Raw genomic sequence first — 15,847 nt, forward strand, 5'->3', positions numbered from 1 at the left:
CGGTGGGATTCCTGTGCAAGTCCGCCCTGTCGCCCGGCGCCATCCGCGACCTCCTCGGTGGCCGCGATGACGATGATGCGGCCGGTGGGGTCAGCGGGCCCCGAGGTGGGTGATTACCGCGAGGACCAGGCGGTGATCGTCCCCGGCCAAGCCCTCCTAGGCCAAATGGCACCTCGTCGCGGCCATCGCGTATCGCCACTGCCACCTCCTCGACGCAACCAATAGCCGCCCCGAAACGTTCCGGCCATGAAGCACACGGACGCGATCTGACACAGGAACTGGAGCCGGGGATGGTGAACGGCGCGGGCGGTCTCGATCAGCTCCTCGGGCCATCGCCCTTGGCAGAACCGACATGGCCTCCGAAAGGAGGCGGTGCGTCGCCTTCATGAGAAGTTGTTTCCGTCCGACTCCGCTGCCGTCCTTGACGGACGTCCCACCGCTCCGCGTGGCAGCCCACTATGCGTCCGGGCGGTGCATGTGCCCGTGCCCGCGCCGCCCCTAAAATCAAATGGCTTCACGAGTTGCCGTCGCAAAGCTCCGACTGGGCGGCACGCCAACCCCACGCTCGTGGGTGGCTCGGATGAGGAAGCGGCCAGTACCGACCGGTGCGGGCAAGAGCGCCTTCTATGCGGAGGCCCTAGTAGGGGACGGGCAATGACCGAGAACTCGAACTCCAACGATGACAACGGCGCAAACCGGGCCGCCATGACAGACGACTTGTTCGGGTGGCCTGGTGACGGCGTGCACTGGGCGTGGCAGCGGTGTGGCCGCTATCAGTACCAGAAGGTCTTGGTGCACTCGACCAACCCCCCACCTGGTTCCCCGCGTGGCGTCGCCGACGAATGTCCCGCCCCTGCAGATCGCCGACCGGTACGCGGCTGGGCGTAGGCATGACTGAGCTGGACTTGGTCAGGCTGCGTGAGTTGGCGGCCGAACTAGGCTTTTCGCCCTCCTCCACCGACGAGGCCGACATCGAGGCCCACCGCCGGCACAACAACAACGGACGATCCGACACCTTGTTCTCCGATGACGCGATCGAGCTGATCCACAACGCCTCGCGCGGTCACCCCCGTGCGGTCAACAACCTGGCATTGCACGCGCTCACCGCCGCCTTCGCCGCCGATCACGCCATCGTCGACGAGAAAGCCGCCCGCATCGCCATCGCCGAGATCACTGCGGACTGAACCCGATCCGCCTCAACCCGACCAGCACCACATCAACCTGACGGGCATCCCGTCACCACGCCCACCACGGCCCCGCACACCACACCGAGCGGGGCCGTTCTCATCACCCGATCCTCGTCAACGCCAATGACGCCATCAATCGTCATCGAGAATGACGCGCAACAAGCGGCGTACCCGCAACTGATGTGTTTAGCCGTACAGAGTGCATTCAGGGCGGAAGGCAAAGCTCCCGCCCTGAGTGCACGCTCTACGTCGATGGTTAGCGATGTCCCCCATGACCCCCATACCCATACCCATACCCATACCCAAACCACGGGTACTGCAGCTGGCCAGCCTGCAGCGCCGTAGCCCCAGGCTCAGTGGTGACCTGCGCGTTGCCCGGCGACTCGACCACTGTCGCCGCGCCGGTGTCTGTAGTAGTGGACGCGGCTGCGGCAAGCGGTGCTAACCCGATCGCTGCCGCCGTGGCGACCATGGCAAGTGGCGCGATGTAGCGAATTTTCATTAGTTGTCCTTCCTGATCAGACGGCGTCCCACCCGCTTGGTCGGATCACCGCCGTAGAAACTGAACGTTCAGTTTCACTTCTAGGTGAACGCAAGACTGGACTCATTCCATTCAAGCTGCCTAGTGATGTCAGCCACTCAGTGCGAGACCGCGCATCGCCGCGTCGACGATCGCGTCGACCCCCGCTTCGTCGAGCGGGCGCGTGGCCGATGAGGAGCCGGTATAGCAGCGGCCCGAACACCAGATCGAACGCGGCCTCCGGGTCGACGTCGGTTCGCAATTCACCACGCGCAACACCTCGGTCCCAGATCGCCCGTATCAGCTCGCGGCGAGGTGCCACCAGATTCCCTCTGCACGAAGGGATCAGATAGCCCCTCCCCGACAGCTACGCGAAGACCCGACCTGTGGCCCCGAGTAGACCTGCAGCATGCCGCGCAGCACGCTACGGAAGTCCTCCTGCGCCGACCCACGGTGTTGGGATCAGGCGATTGGGCCATCATCTCCGACAGAAACGCCTCGACCGGCCAAATGTGTGGCCTAGCAGGGGCGGCAATGGAACGGGCCACGCAGGCACTACTGCAAGCGGACTTGGTGCTCGCCGAGCAGGTCATCACTGAGGGTCTATCTCAAAACTTCGTGTCGGAGATGGCACGGCGATATGACGGACATCGTTGACCAGCGGTGACACGATAGGGACGTGGACCCCAACGGGGACGACGGCCGCGGTGCGGTGACAGCAACGGGGCTGTCGTGCGGGTCGTGTGGGACGGAAGCGCCACCGAACTCCAAGTTCTGTAACGAGTGCGGTACGCCTCTAAAGCAAGCGACCCGATCGGCGGAGTACAAGCAGGTGACGGTGCTGTTCGCCGATGTTGTGCATTCGATGGACATCGCGGCGGCGGTGGGTGCGGAGCGGCTGCGCGAGATCATGGCCGATCTCGCCGACCGCTGCGCGGCGGTGGTGCAGCACTACCGCGGCACGGTCGACAAGTTCCTCGGCGACGGCATCATGGCCGTGTTCGGTGCGCCGATCGCGCTTGAGGATCATGCTGTTCGTGCCTGTCTGGCCGCGTTGGGCATTCGGGAAGAGGCGAAGCGGCTTGCCGTCGATGTTCAGGACCGCGACGGCATTTCACTCCAGGTCCGCGTGGGCCTGAACTCCGGTGAGGTGATCGCGGGCGAGATCGGTTCGGGGCCTTTCGGTTACACCGCCGTTGGTGAGCAGGTGGGGATGGCTCAGCGGATGGAGTCGGTGGCTGCGCCGGGTGGGGTGATGCTCAGCGCGTCAACGGCGCGACTGGTTGATGGCGCAGCGGCTCTAGGTGAGTCTGAGTTGGTTCGAATCAAGGGTGCCGAGGAACCGGTGCCCGCCCGTCAGCTGTTGGGCATGGGCGAAGGGCATCGCGCTGTCCGGCGGGCTGAGTCGCATCTGGTCGGTCGGCGGTGGGAGATGTCCGCAGTGGAGGGCTTGTTGGACCGCGCAACCGACGGCCACGGCGCGGTGGTTGACGTGGTCGGACCACCCGGCATCGGCAAGAGCCGTCTGGTGCGTGACGTGGCGGCAATCGCTGCTCGTCGCGGAGTGGAGGTGTTCACCGCCCACTGCGAATCGCACGCCACCGACGTTCCCTTCCAGGTTGTGGCGCGGTTGCTCGGCGCAGCCACCGGCGTGAGCGATCTGGATGCTCCGGCTGCCCGTGACCGAATGCGCTTCCGGGTGCCTGACGCAGACCCCGAGGACTTGCTGCTCTTTGATGACTTGCTGGGCATTGCTGATCCCGCGGTGGAGCTGCCGAAGATCGATCCCGATGCCCGTCGGCGGCGGTTGACCGCACTTGTGAATGCCGCGTCGCTGGCCCGCTCCCAACCGGCGGTCTTTGTTGTCGAGGACGCGCACTGGATTGACGAGGTCAGCGAGTCGATGCTGGCCGAGTTCCTCACGGTGATCCCCCAGACGCCTTCGCTGGTGCTGGTCACTTACCGACCCGAATATCGGGGCACGTTGACCCGAGTGCCAGGTGCCCACACGGTTGCCCTTGCGCCGCTGAGTGATTCAGAAACTACGGCGCTGGTCTCAGAGCTGCTCGGTCCGGACCCCTCGAATAGCGCGCTAGGCCAGACGATCGCCGAAAGGGCCGCCGGGAATCCCTTCTTCGCCGAAGAGATCGTACGGGACCTGGCCGAACGCGGCGTGCTGCAGGGACAGACCGGCGCATACGTGCCGACGGCAGATGTCGGTGAGGCCAAGGTGCCCGCCACCTTGCAGGCGACCATCGCCGCGCGCATCGACCGCCTCGACCCGAAAGCAAAGCGCACGCTCAGCGCAGCGGCAGTGCTCGGCGTGCGATTCACCCTGGATCTGCTGACTGCGCTGGGGGTTGAAGCTGTCGTTGACGATCTGCTGGCCGCTCAACTCATCGATCAGGTCGGCTTCACCCGGCAACCGGAGTACCTGTTCCACCACCCGCTCATTCGCACAGTGGCCTACGAATCACAACTCAAATCAGACCGCGCCGACCTGCATCGGCGCGTCGCGGCCGCCATCGAATCACATGACCCGGCGGCGGCCGAGGAGAATGCGGCGCTGATCGCCGAACATCTGCAGGCCGCCGGTGATTTGCAGGCCGCCTACGGCTGGCACATGCGTGCCGCAACGTGGGCGACCAACCGCGACATCGCCGCCGCCCGATTGAGTTGGGAGCGCGCCCAAACGATCGCCGACGCATTACCCGCCGAGGACCCCAACCGAGCCGCCCTGCGCATCGCTCCTCGGACCATGTTGTGCGGGATCGCCTGGCGAGTCCACGTGAATGTTGCCGGTGACCGCTTTGATGAACTGCGGGAGTTGTGCGCCGCCGCCGGGGACAAGGCCTCACTGGCCATCGCCATGGCAGGGCTGGTGATGGATCACGCGTATCGGGACCGCATGCGTGAGGCGTCGCAGCTGGCATCGGAAGCCTGGACCCTCATCGAGTCGATCGGCGATGCGACCTTCACCGTGGGGCTGTCCGTGCCGGTGATCTACGCCAAGGCTGAACGCATCGAGGCCAATGACGTGGAGCGGTGGTCACAAAGGGTCATCGACCTGGCCGACGGTGACCCGTGGAAAGGCAACTTCATTATCGGGTCTCCATTAGCGCTCGCCTTCACCATGCGCGGTATTGGCCGGTATTTCCTGGGTCGTCCTGGATGGCGCGACGACCTGCGGCAGGGCCTGGCCATGGCTCGCAGCGTCGACCCCCTGTCCTACGCCATGGTCGTCGCCTACGCCTATTTCCCGGGAATAGCGACTGGCGCGCTGCGCCCCGACGATTCCGCGCTGCGCGAGATCGAGGATGCTGTACAGATCGCAGAACGATCCGGCGATGATCTCGCGGTGTCGAATGCCCGGGCAACGATGGGCATGGCGCTGGTACACCGCCACACAGATGCGGAGCGTGACGGCGGACACAAGCTCCTGGCCGAGGTCGCCGAGGTGTTCCTGCGCCGGGGGCACAACCTAGCCGAGGTACCGATGATCAATCTCTACTTGGCACGTGAGAGGGCTCGGCGTGAAGATCGCGATGGCGCCATACCGCTCGGGCGCGCCGCCGTTGACCATCTGTTCCGCGGGAGACAGCTGCTGGCGTGGGGCGTTCCTGCGACGGGTGTTCTGGTGGAGACACTATTGGACCGCGGGGCGGCCGCTGAGGTGGCCGAAGCCGAGGCCGCGATTACCAGGTTGGCGAACGCGCCAGCCGACGACGGGCTCGTCATACGTGAAGTCTGGCTGCTGCGGCTACACGCTCTCCTGGCGCGGGCTCACGACGATGCCGCAGCTTACGCGCACTTCCGGAATCGCTACCGCGACATGGCGACATCGCTCGGCTTCGAGGGACACATCGCTTGGGCCGAGGCGATGCCATGACGGGTGCTGCTCCTTCGGGGGTGGTGACGTTTCTGTTCACCGATGTCGAATTTGGAGGATGCGACATTGGCACCCCGCAGCACGACGCTGCGGAAGTCCTCCGACGTCCATGGTTAGCGATTCCATTCGCGCGATGCTACTCAGTGGCGACGACACCGCACGGCATGTCGCTTGGTCCGGTGCGGCGGCATAGCTACGTGGGCAGATCTACCCGCAGTGCCAAGTGCTCATCGAGTATCCGGCGCAGCGCGGCGTCCATCGGATGAGCGGATGGGAGGTCGCGGCCGGCCGCGATCCGCGCCGCCGCCGAGGCGGCCCGCATGGGTGCGAGCCAATGAGTTTGCTACCGGCGACGTTTCGGGCGGCTGTATGGCCTCTGCTGGTCAGCTCTGCGGGTTCTCCTGCGGGCTGACTGCGGGTTGACCGTCTTGAGCCTCCACGGTGGCCAACCGGCTTTAGTGTTCTGAACTGCATCAATTCCTGTGGAGCTAAGGGGAATCGAACCCCTGACCTACTCGATGCGAACGAGTCGCGCTACCAACTGCGCCATAGCCCCTGGTCGGTAGCACAGGCTACCAGTCAATCCCCCGCGCCAGAAACCGGCAGACGGGACGCCGAATTACTGCCCGACCGCCTTCGGCAGGTCGTAGCCGCGGGCCGCCGGTGCGTACTCCAGATGCTCGAAGATCGGGTCCTCGTCGTCGATCTCCAACACCACCGAGCCCGGCCTGCGCAGCCGCGACGGGACCAGGTCGAGGTCGTCGTCCTCGGTGTTCTCCACACCGAGGCGCGCACGTGCCGCCCGCTTGGCCCTGCGTCGCCGCAGCCGTTCCTCGATGCGCGTCTGCCTGCGCAGATATCCCAGGTAGAGCAGCGTCACCGCGCCGCCGCCGCCGCAGAGGTACCAACCCATCGGCTGCACGAAGTACGCGGCTGCCGCCGACGCCATCATCATCAGCGTCATGAACGCCAGCATCCGCTTGCGGAATTTGTACTTGCGGGCACTGATCGCCGCTGCCTTCGCCGGGTCGTAGCGGCGCCGCCGCGCGGCCATCATCGAGTCGGCCATCCGCCCATCGCTGTCTTCAGGGGCCTCGAGGCCCGAGGAGTCTTCGACGTACTCGTACTCCTCGGCGGTGCCGTCCGCCTCTTCTTCGTATTCGTCGGTCGCGATCTCGTAGACCGCGGTGTCGACGTTCTCCTCTTCTTCGGCTTCTTGGGGTTTCTCGAAACTCAGTGTCAGCTCGTCGGTTTCGCCGAGTTCCTCCTCGGTAACCGACGCGCCGACGGGCAGGGCACCCACCGGTTCTTCGATGACGTCGACGTCGAGGTAGTCCGGTTCGGCATCCTCGATGACGGGCGCCGCGAGCACCACCGCGGTCTGCGGCTCCTCTTCCTCGTCATCGTCGTCGTACGCGTCGTCGTCGTAGGTCTCGTCGAGGTCGTCCTCGGACGGCCGCCAGTCCGGATCACTGCGGTGACCCGATGCGGGTCCCGCGCGCTTGAGCAGTCGCGAGCTGGTCGTGCTGTTGAGGACCCGCGTCGCCAATGCCACGTCGCTCGTGCGCCGCACGGCATCGCGCTTGCTGATCAACATCGGAACCAGCACGAAGAGCCAGAGCACAACAAGAGAGATCCACAGGAGGGATTGGGGGATGCTTGGCATGACGCCGGCTCCTTTCCCCATCAGGCTAGGTCCGTGACCAGCGCATCCATCGGTGGCGCGCCGAGACAATTACACACCTGTAATTCCCTGGTGACAAGCACCAACAGTCACATATGTCACATTTGCCACAGCACTCTTAATTGCTCGACTGTGCACAGATCGGCGCAGTCGGGTCTGTGGGTGTCGGTCACCGTCGGCAGGCTCCGACCATGCGGGAGGAATCGCAGTGGCCGTTTCGCGGCCGCGAGGCCGTCGCGGCCGGTCTGTTGTCGGACCATCGATTGCGGCGGTCCTTCGCGCCGGTCTATCCGGGCGTGCATGTTCCGCGGGGGGCTGAGCTTTCCGCAGCTCAGAGGGCTAGAGCAGCGTGGTTATGGTCCCGCCGACGCGGCGTGCTGGCGGGTTTGTCAGCCGCCGCGACTCTGGGCGCGAAGTGGATCGAGCCTGACCTGCCCGCCGAGTTGGTACACACGAACAGGCGCTCCCCGCCGATGCTCACGGTGCACACCGACGACCTCGCGGCGGGCGAGACTCGACGCGTCGGCGACATGCGCGTGACGACCACCGCGCGCACCGCATTCGACATCGGCAGGCGTGTCGATCTCGTCGCAGGCGTCCAGCGTGTCGACGCACTGATGAACGCGACCGACCTGAAGGTCAGCGATATCGAGTCGGTGGTCGCGCTGCATCCCGGTGTGCGCGGCCTGACGCAGTTGCGTCGGACGCTCGATCTTGTCGACAGCGGTGCCGAGTCGCCATGGGAATCGCTGACCCGACTGATGTTCGTGCGCGCTGGATTTCCGCGACCGGAGACGCAGATCCACGTGTACGACGGATACGGCGTGCTTGTCGCGGTCATCGACATGGGCTGGCGCGAGTACCTCGTCCGGCGTCGACTTCGAGGGTGCGCATCATTGGACCGAACCGCGGCAGCGGCAAAAGGGCGTCGAGCGCTTCACCCGATTGCCCGAGCTCGGCTGGCAGGACTTTCGGGTGACCAGTCGCATGGTCCGCAGCGCGCAGCGGCTCGTCTGCAACCGCGTCGGCGCGGCACTCGTCGCCCGCGGTTGTCCGAAGACGTGGTGACTGTGCGGATTCGGATGCTTTGCGGTCGAGATGTCTCCGAATCCGCACAGTCGCGCCGCCGAACTTCAGGTCCAGTTCGCGTGTCCTTCGCGGACCAGCAGCGAGCTCACCGAGCCGTTGACCTCCTCGACCGTGATGCCCATCAACAAGTGGTCGCGCCACGCGCCGTCGACCTCGAGATAACGCCTCAGCAGCCCTTCCTCGCGGAACCCGGCCTTCGCCAGGACGGCGCGGCTCGCGGCGTTCTCCGGTCGCACCGTCGCCTCCAGCCGATGCAGCCTGACCGGGCCGAACGCATGGTCCATGCCGAGCGCCAGCGCCGCGGTCGCCACACCCCCGCCCGTATGCGAGCTCGCCACCCAGTAGCCGATCCACGCCGACCGCAACGCCCCGTGGGTGACGTTGCCGATCGTCAGCTGACCACCGAATTCCCCGTCGACCTCGATCACGTAGGGCAGCATGCGACCCTTGCGGGCCTCCGACCGCAGCCCCGAGCAGACCGCCGGCCATTGCGAAATCGAATGTCGCACTACCCAATTGACGTCCGTGCTCGGCTCCCATGGTTCCAGATGCCTGCGGTCGGCAAGCCTGATGCGACTCCACACCGCGCCGTCGCGCAGCCGAACCGGGCGCAGACCGACGACCCCGCCCGGTACTCGAAGCGGGCCGACCCGCATCGGCCAGCCCGGGTGGGCGGAGGAGGAGTGCCACAGGTTCACGACGGGATTGTCGCTCAGCCGCGCTGCGCGAGGAAGGCCACGTCCACGATCTCGCCGGTACGGATCTGTTCGGCCTCGGTGGGAACTACCACCAGACAGTTCGCCTCGGCCAGCGTCGCCAGCAGATGCGACGACGCGCCCGGCGCGCCGCCGAGCGCCTGCACGAGGTACTCGCCGGTGTCCTGGTCGCGCATCAGCTGTCCGCGCAGATACCCCTTGCGGCCGGCCACGGATTCAATCGGCGACAGCGCACGCGCCTGCACCATCCGCCGCATCGGCTGCCGCTTGCCCAGCGACAGCCGGATCAGCGGCCGCACCATCACTTCGAACACCACCAGCGCACTGACCGGATTGGCAGGCAACAGAAACACCGGCACGCCCTCGACACCGAGTTGACCGAAGCCTTGGACCGAACCCGGATGCATCGCGATCCGGGTCACCTCCATCTCGCCGAGTTCGGCGAGCACCGAGCGGACGCTTTCGGCGGCCGCGCCACCGACGGCTCCCGCGATCACCAGCACTTCGGCGCGATTCACCTGCCCCTCGACGACATCGCGCAGTTCCTTCGGCTCGGTGTCGACGATGCCGATCCGGTTCACCTCGGCGCCCGCATCGCGGCCCGCCGCGGCCAGCGCATACGAGTTGACGTCGTACACCTGGCCGTTGCCCGGCGTGCGGGAGGTGTCGACGAGCTCGCCGCCGACACACATCACCGACAGCCGCGGCCGCGGATGGACCAGCACACGTTCACGGCCGACGGCCGCCAGCAGACCCACCTGCGCCGCACCGATGATCGTCCCCGACCGCACCGCGACATCGCCGGGCTGGACGTCGTCACCGGTGCGACGGACATAGGCGCCCGAGCGCACCGGCCGCAGCACCCGCACCCGAGACTGGCCGCCGTCGGTCCACCGCAGCGGCAGCACCGCATCGGCAAGGGTCGGCATCGGCGCGCCGGTTTGCACGCGGGCGGCCTGCCGCGGCTGCAGCCGGCTCGGCGTCCGCGCGCCCGCCTCGATGACGCCCATCACGGGCAGGCTCACCTGCTGATCACCGTCAGCCGCATCGTCGCCGTCGTCGCCCTCGCCGTCATTGGCGCCCGTTATCGGCGACACGCCCAGCACGTCGACGCTGCGCACGGCGTACCCGTCGATCGCGGCCTGGTCGAACCCGGGCAGCGGGCGCTCGGTGACTACTTCCTCGGCGCACATCAGGCCCTGGGCCTCAGCGATTGCGACTCTTACGGGCCGAGGGGCTACCGCAGCGGCCGTGACCCGAGCCTGTTGCTCCTCCACCGAACGCACAAGACGCCTTTCTCCGTTGCGGGGCCGTCGTGATGCGTCAGCAGTCGATCAGCCCGAGCCGTTCCACCAACCACCGCCGCAGTTCGGGGCCGTAGTCGTCGCGCTTCAACGCAAAGTCAACCGCAGCCTTGAGGTACCCGCCGGGATTTCCCAGGTCGTGTCGATCGCCGCGATGCACCACGACATGGACCGGATGCCCCTCGTTGATCAGCAGCGCGATCGCATCGGTCAGCTGGATCTCGCCGCCCGATCCGCGCTGCACCCGACGCAGCGCGTCGAAGATCTTGCGGTCGAGCACGTACCTCCCCGCGGCCGCATACAGCGACGGCGCGTCCTCGGCCTTGGGCTTCTCGAGCATGCCCTTGACCCGTAAAACGTTGGGATTGTTGGTGTCTGGAACGGTCTCGACATCGAAGACGCCGTAGGCGCTGATCTCTTCCCTCGGCACCTCGATCGCGCAGAGCACCGAACCGCCACGCTTGGCCCGCACCTTCGACATCGTCTCCAGCACGCCGGTCGGCAGCACAAGGTCGTCGGGCAGCAGCACCGCAATGGCGTCTTCGTCGGGCATCAACGCGGGTTCGACGCAGCTGACCGCGTGCCCGAGACCGAGAGGTTCTGCCTGCACCACCGACTCCACCTTGATCAGGGCGGGTGCGCGGCGGACCTTCTCCAGCATCGACTTCTTGCCGCGGGCTTCCAGCGTGCCCTCGAGGACGAGGTCCTCGACGAAGTGGGCGACGACGCTGTCCTTGCCTTCTGAGGTGACGATGATCAGTCGCTCGGCGCCGGCCTCCGCGGCTTCGGCGGCCACGAGTTCGATGCCCGGCGTGTCAACGACGGGCAGCAACTCCTTGGGCACCGTCTTGGTCGCGGGCAGGAAACGGGTTCCCAATCCGGCGGCGGGGACGACCGCAGTCCGCGGTATCGAGACCTGGGCGCGTGTCATCGTTCAACACTATCGCCCTCGAGTTATGTGCCGCCTGTGTCCGCGCCGTGTCATCGTGGACGCGTGGGCTGCAGGAGTAAAGCGGAGATGCGGGCGGTGGTCCTGGCGGCCCGCCGCGCAGTCAACCCTGAGGTTCACGACGCCGAGGCCGAGGCCTTGTGCGGCCATCTTCCCGACGTGGTCGGCCATGGATCGACGGTCTGCGCCTACGTGCCGATCAGATTCGAGCCGGGGTCAGTCGCGTTGTTGGACATACTGTTACGGCTCGGCAAGCGGGTGTTGCTGCCCGTGGCGCGCAGCGGCGCCGACGGCATGCCCCTGCCGATGCAGTGGGGGCGGTATCAACCCGGCCGGCTCGTCCCGGCCCGGCTGGGACTGCAAGAACCGCAGAAGCCATGGCTGCCCGCCGAGGCGGTGGCCGAGGCGACGGTGGTGTTCGTGCCCGCGCTGGCCGTCGACCGGGCCGGGGCGCGGCTGGGCCGTGGCGCGGGCTTCTACGATCGGAGCCTGCCGCTCGCCCTTTCCGGCGCACGCCTGGTGGCGGTGGTCCGCGACGACGAACTGGTCGACGAGATACCGGCCGAGCCTCACGACGTCCCGATGACCCACGCGCTCACGCCGCGCCGCGGCCTCGTCGAACTGGGCCGAGAACGCTGAGTCAACACTGAATCGACACCGAGTCAACACCGGGCGAGCACGTCCCCCATCGCCCGCTTCTCGTTCTTCGACAGCCACAGCCCGTAGGCGGCCTTCACATCGATCTGCCGCGCGACGAAGTCACAGCGGAACGCCGCATTGGGCGGCAGCCACGCGGTGGCATCGCGAAAAGCCTTGTCGAAGTTGGCCTGCCCGGCGACGGCCAGCAGGTTGCGCGGGTCGTTGGCGAAGTCGCGGCGACGCTGATCGTCCCAGCCGCGCGCGCCCTTGTACCAAGCGTCGGACAGCGAAACCAGATGATCGATCTGCACAGCCTCCGACGTTGTCGGGCCGCGCGTGAACGCGATGGCCTGGCCGGTGTAGGGGTCGTGCAGCACGCCGCTCTGCGCGTAGCAGGTGCCCGGACGAACGACCAGGTCGGCGAGATCCCGGCGAAGGATGTCGTCGCGCGTGTTGCAGCCATTGTGGCCGAACTCGACGCTGACATCGTCGCTCCACGGCTCGCCGAACCGGTAGCGGGCGAAGTCGGTGTTGCGGTCCCAGCCCTTGACCGGCAGCCGATTCAGCGTCGCGCGCGCGGTGTCATAAGCGAGGCTGACGGAGGCGGCAGGTGACGAATCGAACGACGGCAACACCGGTGTGTCATGCCAGGGCAGTCGGACGATGCCCTGCAAGATGGCCGCCAGGCCAAACAGCAGACGGGCTGGCAACGCCCGAATTTCAGCCTTATTGGGCCGGATTGACAGGCTCTGAGTCCGGTTTGGCGCGCTGCGCCGGTCTCTTGAGTTTTTCAGGGAGTCGCTTCGCCGTCTGCCATGGGACGAAGGCGAGATATAGCACGAAGATGGCAAGACTGTGGAACCCGACGGCGATGGTGATCATGATCGCCACATGCAGCATCACACCCGCACCCAGCACCCAGGGCCGGCACCGCCGGTTCCACACGAGGATCGCAATCGCCAGCTCAATCAGTATCGTGCCCCAAGTCGCCGCATTGACCAGTAACGCGTTGGAGGTAAGCCAGTCTGGCGCTGGAAACAGTGGCCATGCGCGCCACGCATAGGAGGCGGCAGAGCCGTCAAGCCAAGATTTTCCTGCGAGCTTGGCCTGAACGTTGACCAGGTAGATCAGCGACATCTGAACTTGCAGCAGCCGCAGAGGCCACGGCGCGCGGCATTGGGCCGACCAGAAGGATCCGGCCCGACGGCGCTGATCCAGCGATAAGGCTGCGCCGCATGAAGACAGGGCCAAGAACATGGCCTCGACGCTCATCAGTGCGTCGCCGCCATTCATCACCCAACGCTCGCGCTGCATGAACGACTGAATGAGCACGAAGACCACGACGGCGGCGAGCCTGCTGTGCCATCCGATGGTCAACGCGATCGCAGCCAGCAGTAGCAGGGCCCACCCGACGACTACGGCCGTATCGCTGGTTGAGATGTTGAAGATGCCCCATTCATAGTCCCAGTGAGGTTGCTGCGGTTCTATACCCTGTTCGCCGAAGAATTCGTACAGGTCGGGCAGCAACGCGACGGCCCAAGCCACCACCAAGGCACCGAAGGCCATCCTTACTAGACCCAGCGTGTACGCGGGCTGAGGGGCGAACCAAAACTGACGCCAACCGTCTACGACGCCAGCGAGTCGTGATCGTCGGCCGTCCGTCTCGGTCATTGCGGTCCTGTCAGGTCTTCCTGGTAGAGAACCTTGCCGGCGGTGGCTCCTAGGGTTCTACCCTCCTCGCCCGGTGGCGGCAGATTCTGCACCCGCAACACCATCGCCACGCGAACGGGGTGTTCGGACGGCCGTGTGACCCGCCGGACAACCCAGCGCGCGATCCCCGGTCGAATTTCCGGTTTGATGATTGCGAAGTTCATCAACCTTTTCCACCTAGCCAAAGCGATGGCCCCCGTCAGGCGGTCGCCAGGCGCGGCTGTCCATACACGCACAGAACCGTCAGCCATAATGACCTGCACCTCCACCGTTTCGGTCCGGGTGGGAACAACGGGCGCAAAGAGCGCCCACTCCTGGTTGACGTACGTCGCAGCCGCGACGGGACCAACGATCGGTAACAGGCTCCGCTTGATCGGTGACTCAGGCAGATTCCACGCGACGCCTACGATAATGACGACCGCGACGAGGACGCTTATCGCGATTTCGCCGACGGGGGACTCCTCGAACCTTTGCTGGAGGCTGGAGAGCCCCTTTAGGTGCCAGCGGAGACCCCGCTCCTCCCCATCATGTTCCGGCATTCCAACCTTCTCGCGCTGTCCGCTGTCCTGTCGCCATCGAAAAAGCCCAGTGAACGATAGCTCACCGAACGCAAAGGCCGGCGACCTCAATGCGGGCGGGAATCATGAAGGCCGCGTAGCGGTTTTAGCACTTAACTCGGTAGAGTGCTAAGTAGTCAGACGTTCACGGAGGGGTTTTCGTTGCCTACCTATTCCTATGCATGCACTGAATGCGACAACAAATTCGACGTGGTGCAAGCCTTCAGCGACGACGCGCTGACCCAATGCCCGCAGTGCGAGGGGCGGCTGCGCAAGCTGTTCGGCAAGGTGGGCGTTGTGTTCAAGGGCAGCGGCTTCTACCGCACCGACAGCCGCGAGGCCGCAAAGGCCTCGTCCAACGGCTCCCCGAAGAGCGCCGAGTCCAAGGGCGCCGAGTCGACGTCGTCGGAGAAGTCGGACAAGTCGGACAAGAAGTCGGATGCCGCCAAGTCGGACAGCTCGAGTTCGTCGGCCGGCAGCTCGAGTTCGTCGGCGCCCGCCGCAGCCTCCAGCTGACCCACGCTCGATAGTTATCCACAGCCTGGCCCGACGCCCCGCCCGTCGGGCGGTTGCGCTGCCTAGCGTTGCGGCATGGGGGAATCGCTCAATCCGTCGGTTGTGAGCCGGCTCGTCCACGACTGGCGGCCTGATTGGACACGCACCGTCGCCGCCCGCAGGGCCGTCGCCGGCGCACTCGTGATACTCGCCGCGGTTGCAGCGCTTCGGTCCGACCCCCAAGGCGACCAGACCGACATTGTCGTGGCCGCCCGCGATCTCTCTCCGGGGATCGAGCTGACTGCTGCCGATGTGCGGCTCGAAAGACGCTCGGCCGCAACGGTTCCCGACGGCTCCGAAGCAGCCATGGACAAGGTGGTCGGTTCGACCCTGGCCGGCCCGGCCCGTCGCGGCGAGGTGCTCACCGACGTGCGACTGCTCGGCCCGCGGCTGGCCCGGTCGGCGGCGGGTCCCGACGCCCGCATCGTGCCTCTGCACCTGGCCGACACGGCACTGCTGGATCTTGTAAGGCCCGGCGATGTGGTCGACGTGCTGGCGGCGGCCGACGACGACGTCGATCCGCGGGTGGTGGCGACCGACGCGGTGGTGGTGCTGGTGTCGGAGAAGCAGAAGGGTCCCGGCGGCGGAGGTGACCGGGTCGTCCTCGTCGCACTGCCCGGGCATGCCGCCAACGACGTCGCGGGCGCGACCCTGATGCAGGCGGTGACCCTGACGTTTCATTGACCTGCCAGCGTTTCGATGCGACTAACGTGGCACCTCTCCTGGTCAAGATCGCATACCGGCGGCAGGAAGGATTTTCTTACATGTTCAAGGGCTTCAAGGAGTTTCTCTCGCGCGGCAACGTCATCGACCTCGCGGTCGCGGTGGTGATCGGCGCGGCGTTCACGGGACTGGTCACCTCGTTCACCCAAAAGGTGATTCAGCCGTTGGTCGACCGGCTCGGCGCGGGCGGCGGCAGGGAGTACGGAATTCTCAAGATTTCGCTGGGTGGCGATCCCGAGCAGTTCGTCGACTTCAATGCCGTGCTGTCGGCCTTCATCAACTTCCTGATCGTCGCGGCCGTCATCTACTTCGTCATCGTGCTGCC

General features: G+C 66.0%; 14 protein-coding genes, 1 tRNA gene, 4 pseudogenes and 1 riboswitch. Of the genes and pseudogenes, 9 read left to right on the forward strand and 10 right to left on the reverse strand.

The window, feature by feature from the left end:
* Window positions 1-512 precede the first annotated feature (512 nt).
* Window positions 513-624: riboswitch (SAM riboswitch) on the forward strand.
* 30 nt (window positions 625-654) lie between these two features.
* The gene (locus QOC76_RS01635) at window positions 655-888 is read left to right on the forward strand and encodes a hypothetical protein (protein WP_526353486.1); all 234 of its coding nucleotides are present in this window, start codon (window positions 655-657) and stop codon (window positions 886-888) included.
* A gap of 113 nt (window positions 889-1,001) precedes the next feature.
* Window positions 1,002-1,184: pseudogene (locus QOC76_RS01640) on the forward strand (ExeA family protein); the annotation flags it as partial.
* A gap of 521 nt (window positions 1,185-1,705) precedes the next feature.
* Here QOC76_RS01640 and QOC76_RS01645 read toward each other — a convergent pair.
* Window positions 1,706-2,029 (reverse strand): TetR-like C-terminal domain-containing protein, encoded by a 324-nt coding sequence (locus QOC76_RS01645; RefSeq protein WP_353365285.1) that lies wholly within the window; start codon window positions 2,027-2,029, stop codon window positions 1,706-1,708.
* A 188-nt stretch (window positions 2,030-2,217) separates the two neighbouring features.
* Between QOC76_RS01645 and QOC76_RS01650 the strand changes: the two are divergent.
* Window positions 2,218-2,307, forward strand: a pseudogene (locus QOC76_RS01650) (phosphate transport system regulatory protein PhoU); the annotation flags it as partial.
* A gap of 79 nt (window positions 2,308-2,386) precedes the next feature.
* The gene (locus tag QOC76_RS01655; RefSeq protein ID WP_526353489.1) at window positions 2,387-5,596 is read left to right on the forward strand and encodes an ATP-binding protein; all 3,210 of its coding nucleotides are present in this window, start codon (window positions 2,387-2,389) and stop codon (window positions 5,594-5,596) included.
* Between the two features lie 193 nt (window positions 5,597-5,789).
* On the opposite strand, the pseudogene QOC76_RS01660 reads toward QOC76_RS01655, so the two are convergent.
* The 3 genes and pseudogenes from QOC76_RS01660 to sepX all read right to left on the reverse strand — a co-directional run.
* Window positions 5,790-5,882 (reverse strand): annotated as a pseudogene (locus QOC76_RS01660) (glucose-6-phosphate dehydrogenase); the annotation flags it as partial.
* Between the two features lie 197 nt (window positions 5,883-6,079).
* Window positions 6,080-6,152 (reverse strand) — tRNA-Ala (locus tag QOC76_RS01665).
* Between the two features lie 63 nt (window positions 6,153-6,215).
* Window positions 6,216-7,262: a divisome protein SepX/GlpR gene (gene sepX, locus QOC76_RS01670; protein ID WP_526353491.1), complete on the reverse strand. Its 1,047-nt coding sequence runs from the start codon at window positions 7,260-7,262 to the stop codon at window positions 6,216-6,218.
* A 209-nt stretch (window positions 7,263-7,471) separates the two neighbouring features.
* On the opposite strand from sepX, the pseudogene QOC76_RS01675 reads away from it, so the two are divergent.
* Window positions 7,472-8,348 (forward strand): annotated as a pseudogene (locus QOC76_RS01675) (hypothetical protein).
* Between the two features lie 65 nt (window positions 8,349-8,413).
* Here the strand turns inward: QOC76_RS01675 and QOC76_RS01680 are convergent.
* Genes QOC76_RS01680 through QOC76_RS01690 form a run of 3 tightly spaced genes read right to left on the reverse strand, consistent with a single transcriptional unit; the run spans window position 8,414 to window position 11,320 of the window.
* The gene (locus tag QOC76_RS01680; protein WP_526353493.1) at window positions 8,414-9,067 is read right to left on the reverse strand and encodes a GNAT family N-acetyltransferase; all 654 of its coding nucleotides are present in this window, start codon (window positions 9,065-9,067) and stop codon (window positions 8,414-8,416) included.
* Between the two features lie 14 nt (window positions 9,068-9,081).
* Window positions 9,082-10,371: a molybdotransferase-like divisome protein Glp gene (gene glp, locus QOC76_RS01685; RefSeq protein ID WP_526353495.1), complete on the reverse strand. Its 1,290-nt coding sequence runs from the start codon at window positions 10,369-10,371 to the stop codon at window positions 9,082-9,084.
* A 37-nt stretch (window positions 10,372-10,408) separates the two neighbouring features.
* Window positions 10,409-11,320 (reverse strand): UTP--glucose-1-phosphate uridylyltransferase, encoded by a 912-nt coding sequence (locus tag QOC76_RS01690; protein ID WP_526353497.1) that lies wholly within the window; start codon window positions 11,318-11,320, stop codon window positions 10,409-10,411.
* Between the two features lie 87 nt (window positions 11,321-11,407).
* On the opposite strand from QOC76_RS01690, the gene QOC76_RS01695 reads away from it, so the two are divergent.
* Complete coding sequence (locus tag QOC76_RS01695; protein WP_526353499.1) at window positions 11,408-11,977, forward strand: 5-formyltetrahydrofolate cyclo-ligase; 570 nt, start codon at window positions 11,408-11,410, stop codon at window positions 11,975-11,977.
* 23 nt (window positions 11,978-12,000) lie between these two features.
* Here QOC76_RS01695 and QOC76_RS01700 read toward each other — a convergent pair whose 3' ends face one another.
* Genes QOC76_RS01700 through QOC76_RS01710 form a run of 3 tightly spaced genes read right to left on the reverse strand, consistent with a single transcriptional unit; the run spans window position 12,001 to window position 14,226 of the window.
* A complete protein-coding gene (locus tag QOC76_RS01700; protein WP_526353501.1) occupies window positions 12,001-12,687 on the reverse strand; it encodes a GmrSD restriction endonuclease domain-containing protein in 687 nt (228 codons plus the stop codon).
* Window positions 12,688-12,703: 16 nt separating this feature from the next.
* The gene (locus QOC76_RS01705) at window positions 12,704-13,648 is read right to left on the reverse strand and encodes an HTTM domain-containing protein (protein ID WP_526353504.1); all 945 of its coding nucleotides are present in this window, start codon (window positions 13,646-13,648) and stop codon (window positions 12,704-12,706) included.
* Window positions 13,645-14,226: a hypothetical protein gene (locus tag QOC76_RS01710; RefSeq protein ID WP_526353506.1), complete on the reverse strand. Its 582-nt coding sequence runs from the start codon at window positions 14,224-14,226 to the stop codon at window positions 13,645-13,647. The genes QOC76_RS01705 and QOC76_RS01710 overlap by 4 nt, the downstream gene beginning before the upstream one ends.
* A gap of 180 nt (window positions 14,227-14,406) precedes the next feature.
* Between QOC76_RS01710 and QOC76_RS01715 the strand changes: the two genes are divergently transcribed.
* From QOC76_RS01715 to mscL, 3 genes are all read left to right on the forward strand, one after another.
* Complete coding sequence (locus QOC76_RS01715) at window positions 14,407-14,760, forward strand: FmdB family zinc ribbon protein (protein WP_526353508.1); 354 nt, start codon at window positions 14,407-14,409, stop codon at window positions 14,758-14,760.
* Window positions 14,761-14,835: 75 nt separating this feature from the next.
* Window positions 14,836-15,483 (forward strand): SAF domain-containing protein, encoded by a 648-nt coding sequence (locus QOC76_RS01720; RefSeq protein ID WP_526353510.1) that lies wholly within the window; start codon window positions 14,836-14,838, stop codon window positions 15,481-15,483.
* Window positions 15,484-15,563: 80 nt separating this feature from the next.
* The coding region (gene mscL / locus QOC76_RS01725; protein ID WP_526353513.1) for a large-conductance mechanosensitive channel protein MscL at window positions 15,564-15,847 on the forward strand (284 nt) is incomplete at its 3' end.

It is taken from the genome of Mycobacterium sp. (assembly GCF_032159565.1).
Classification (GTDB): Bacteria; Actinomycetota; Actinomycetes; order Mycobacteriales; family Mycobacteriaceae; genus Mycobacterium.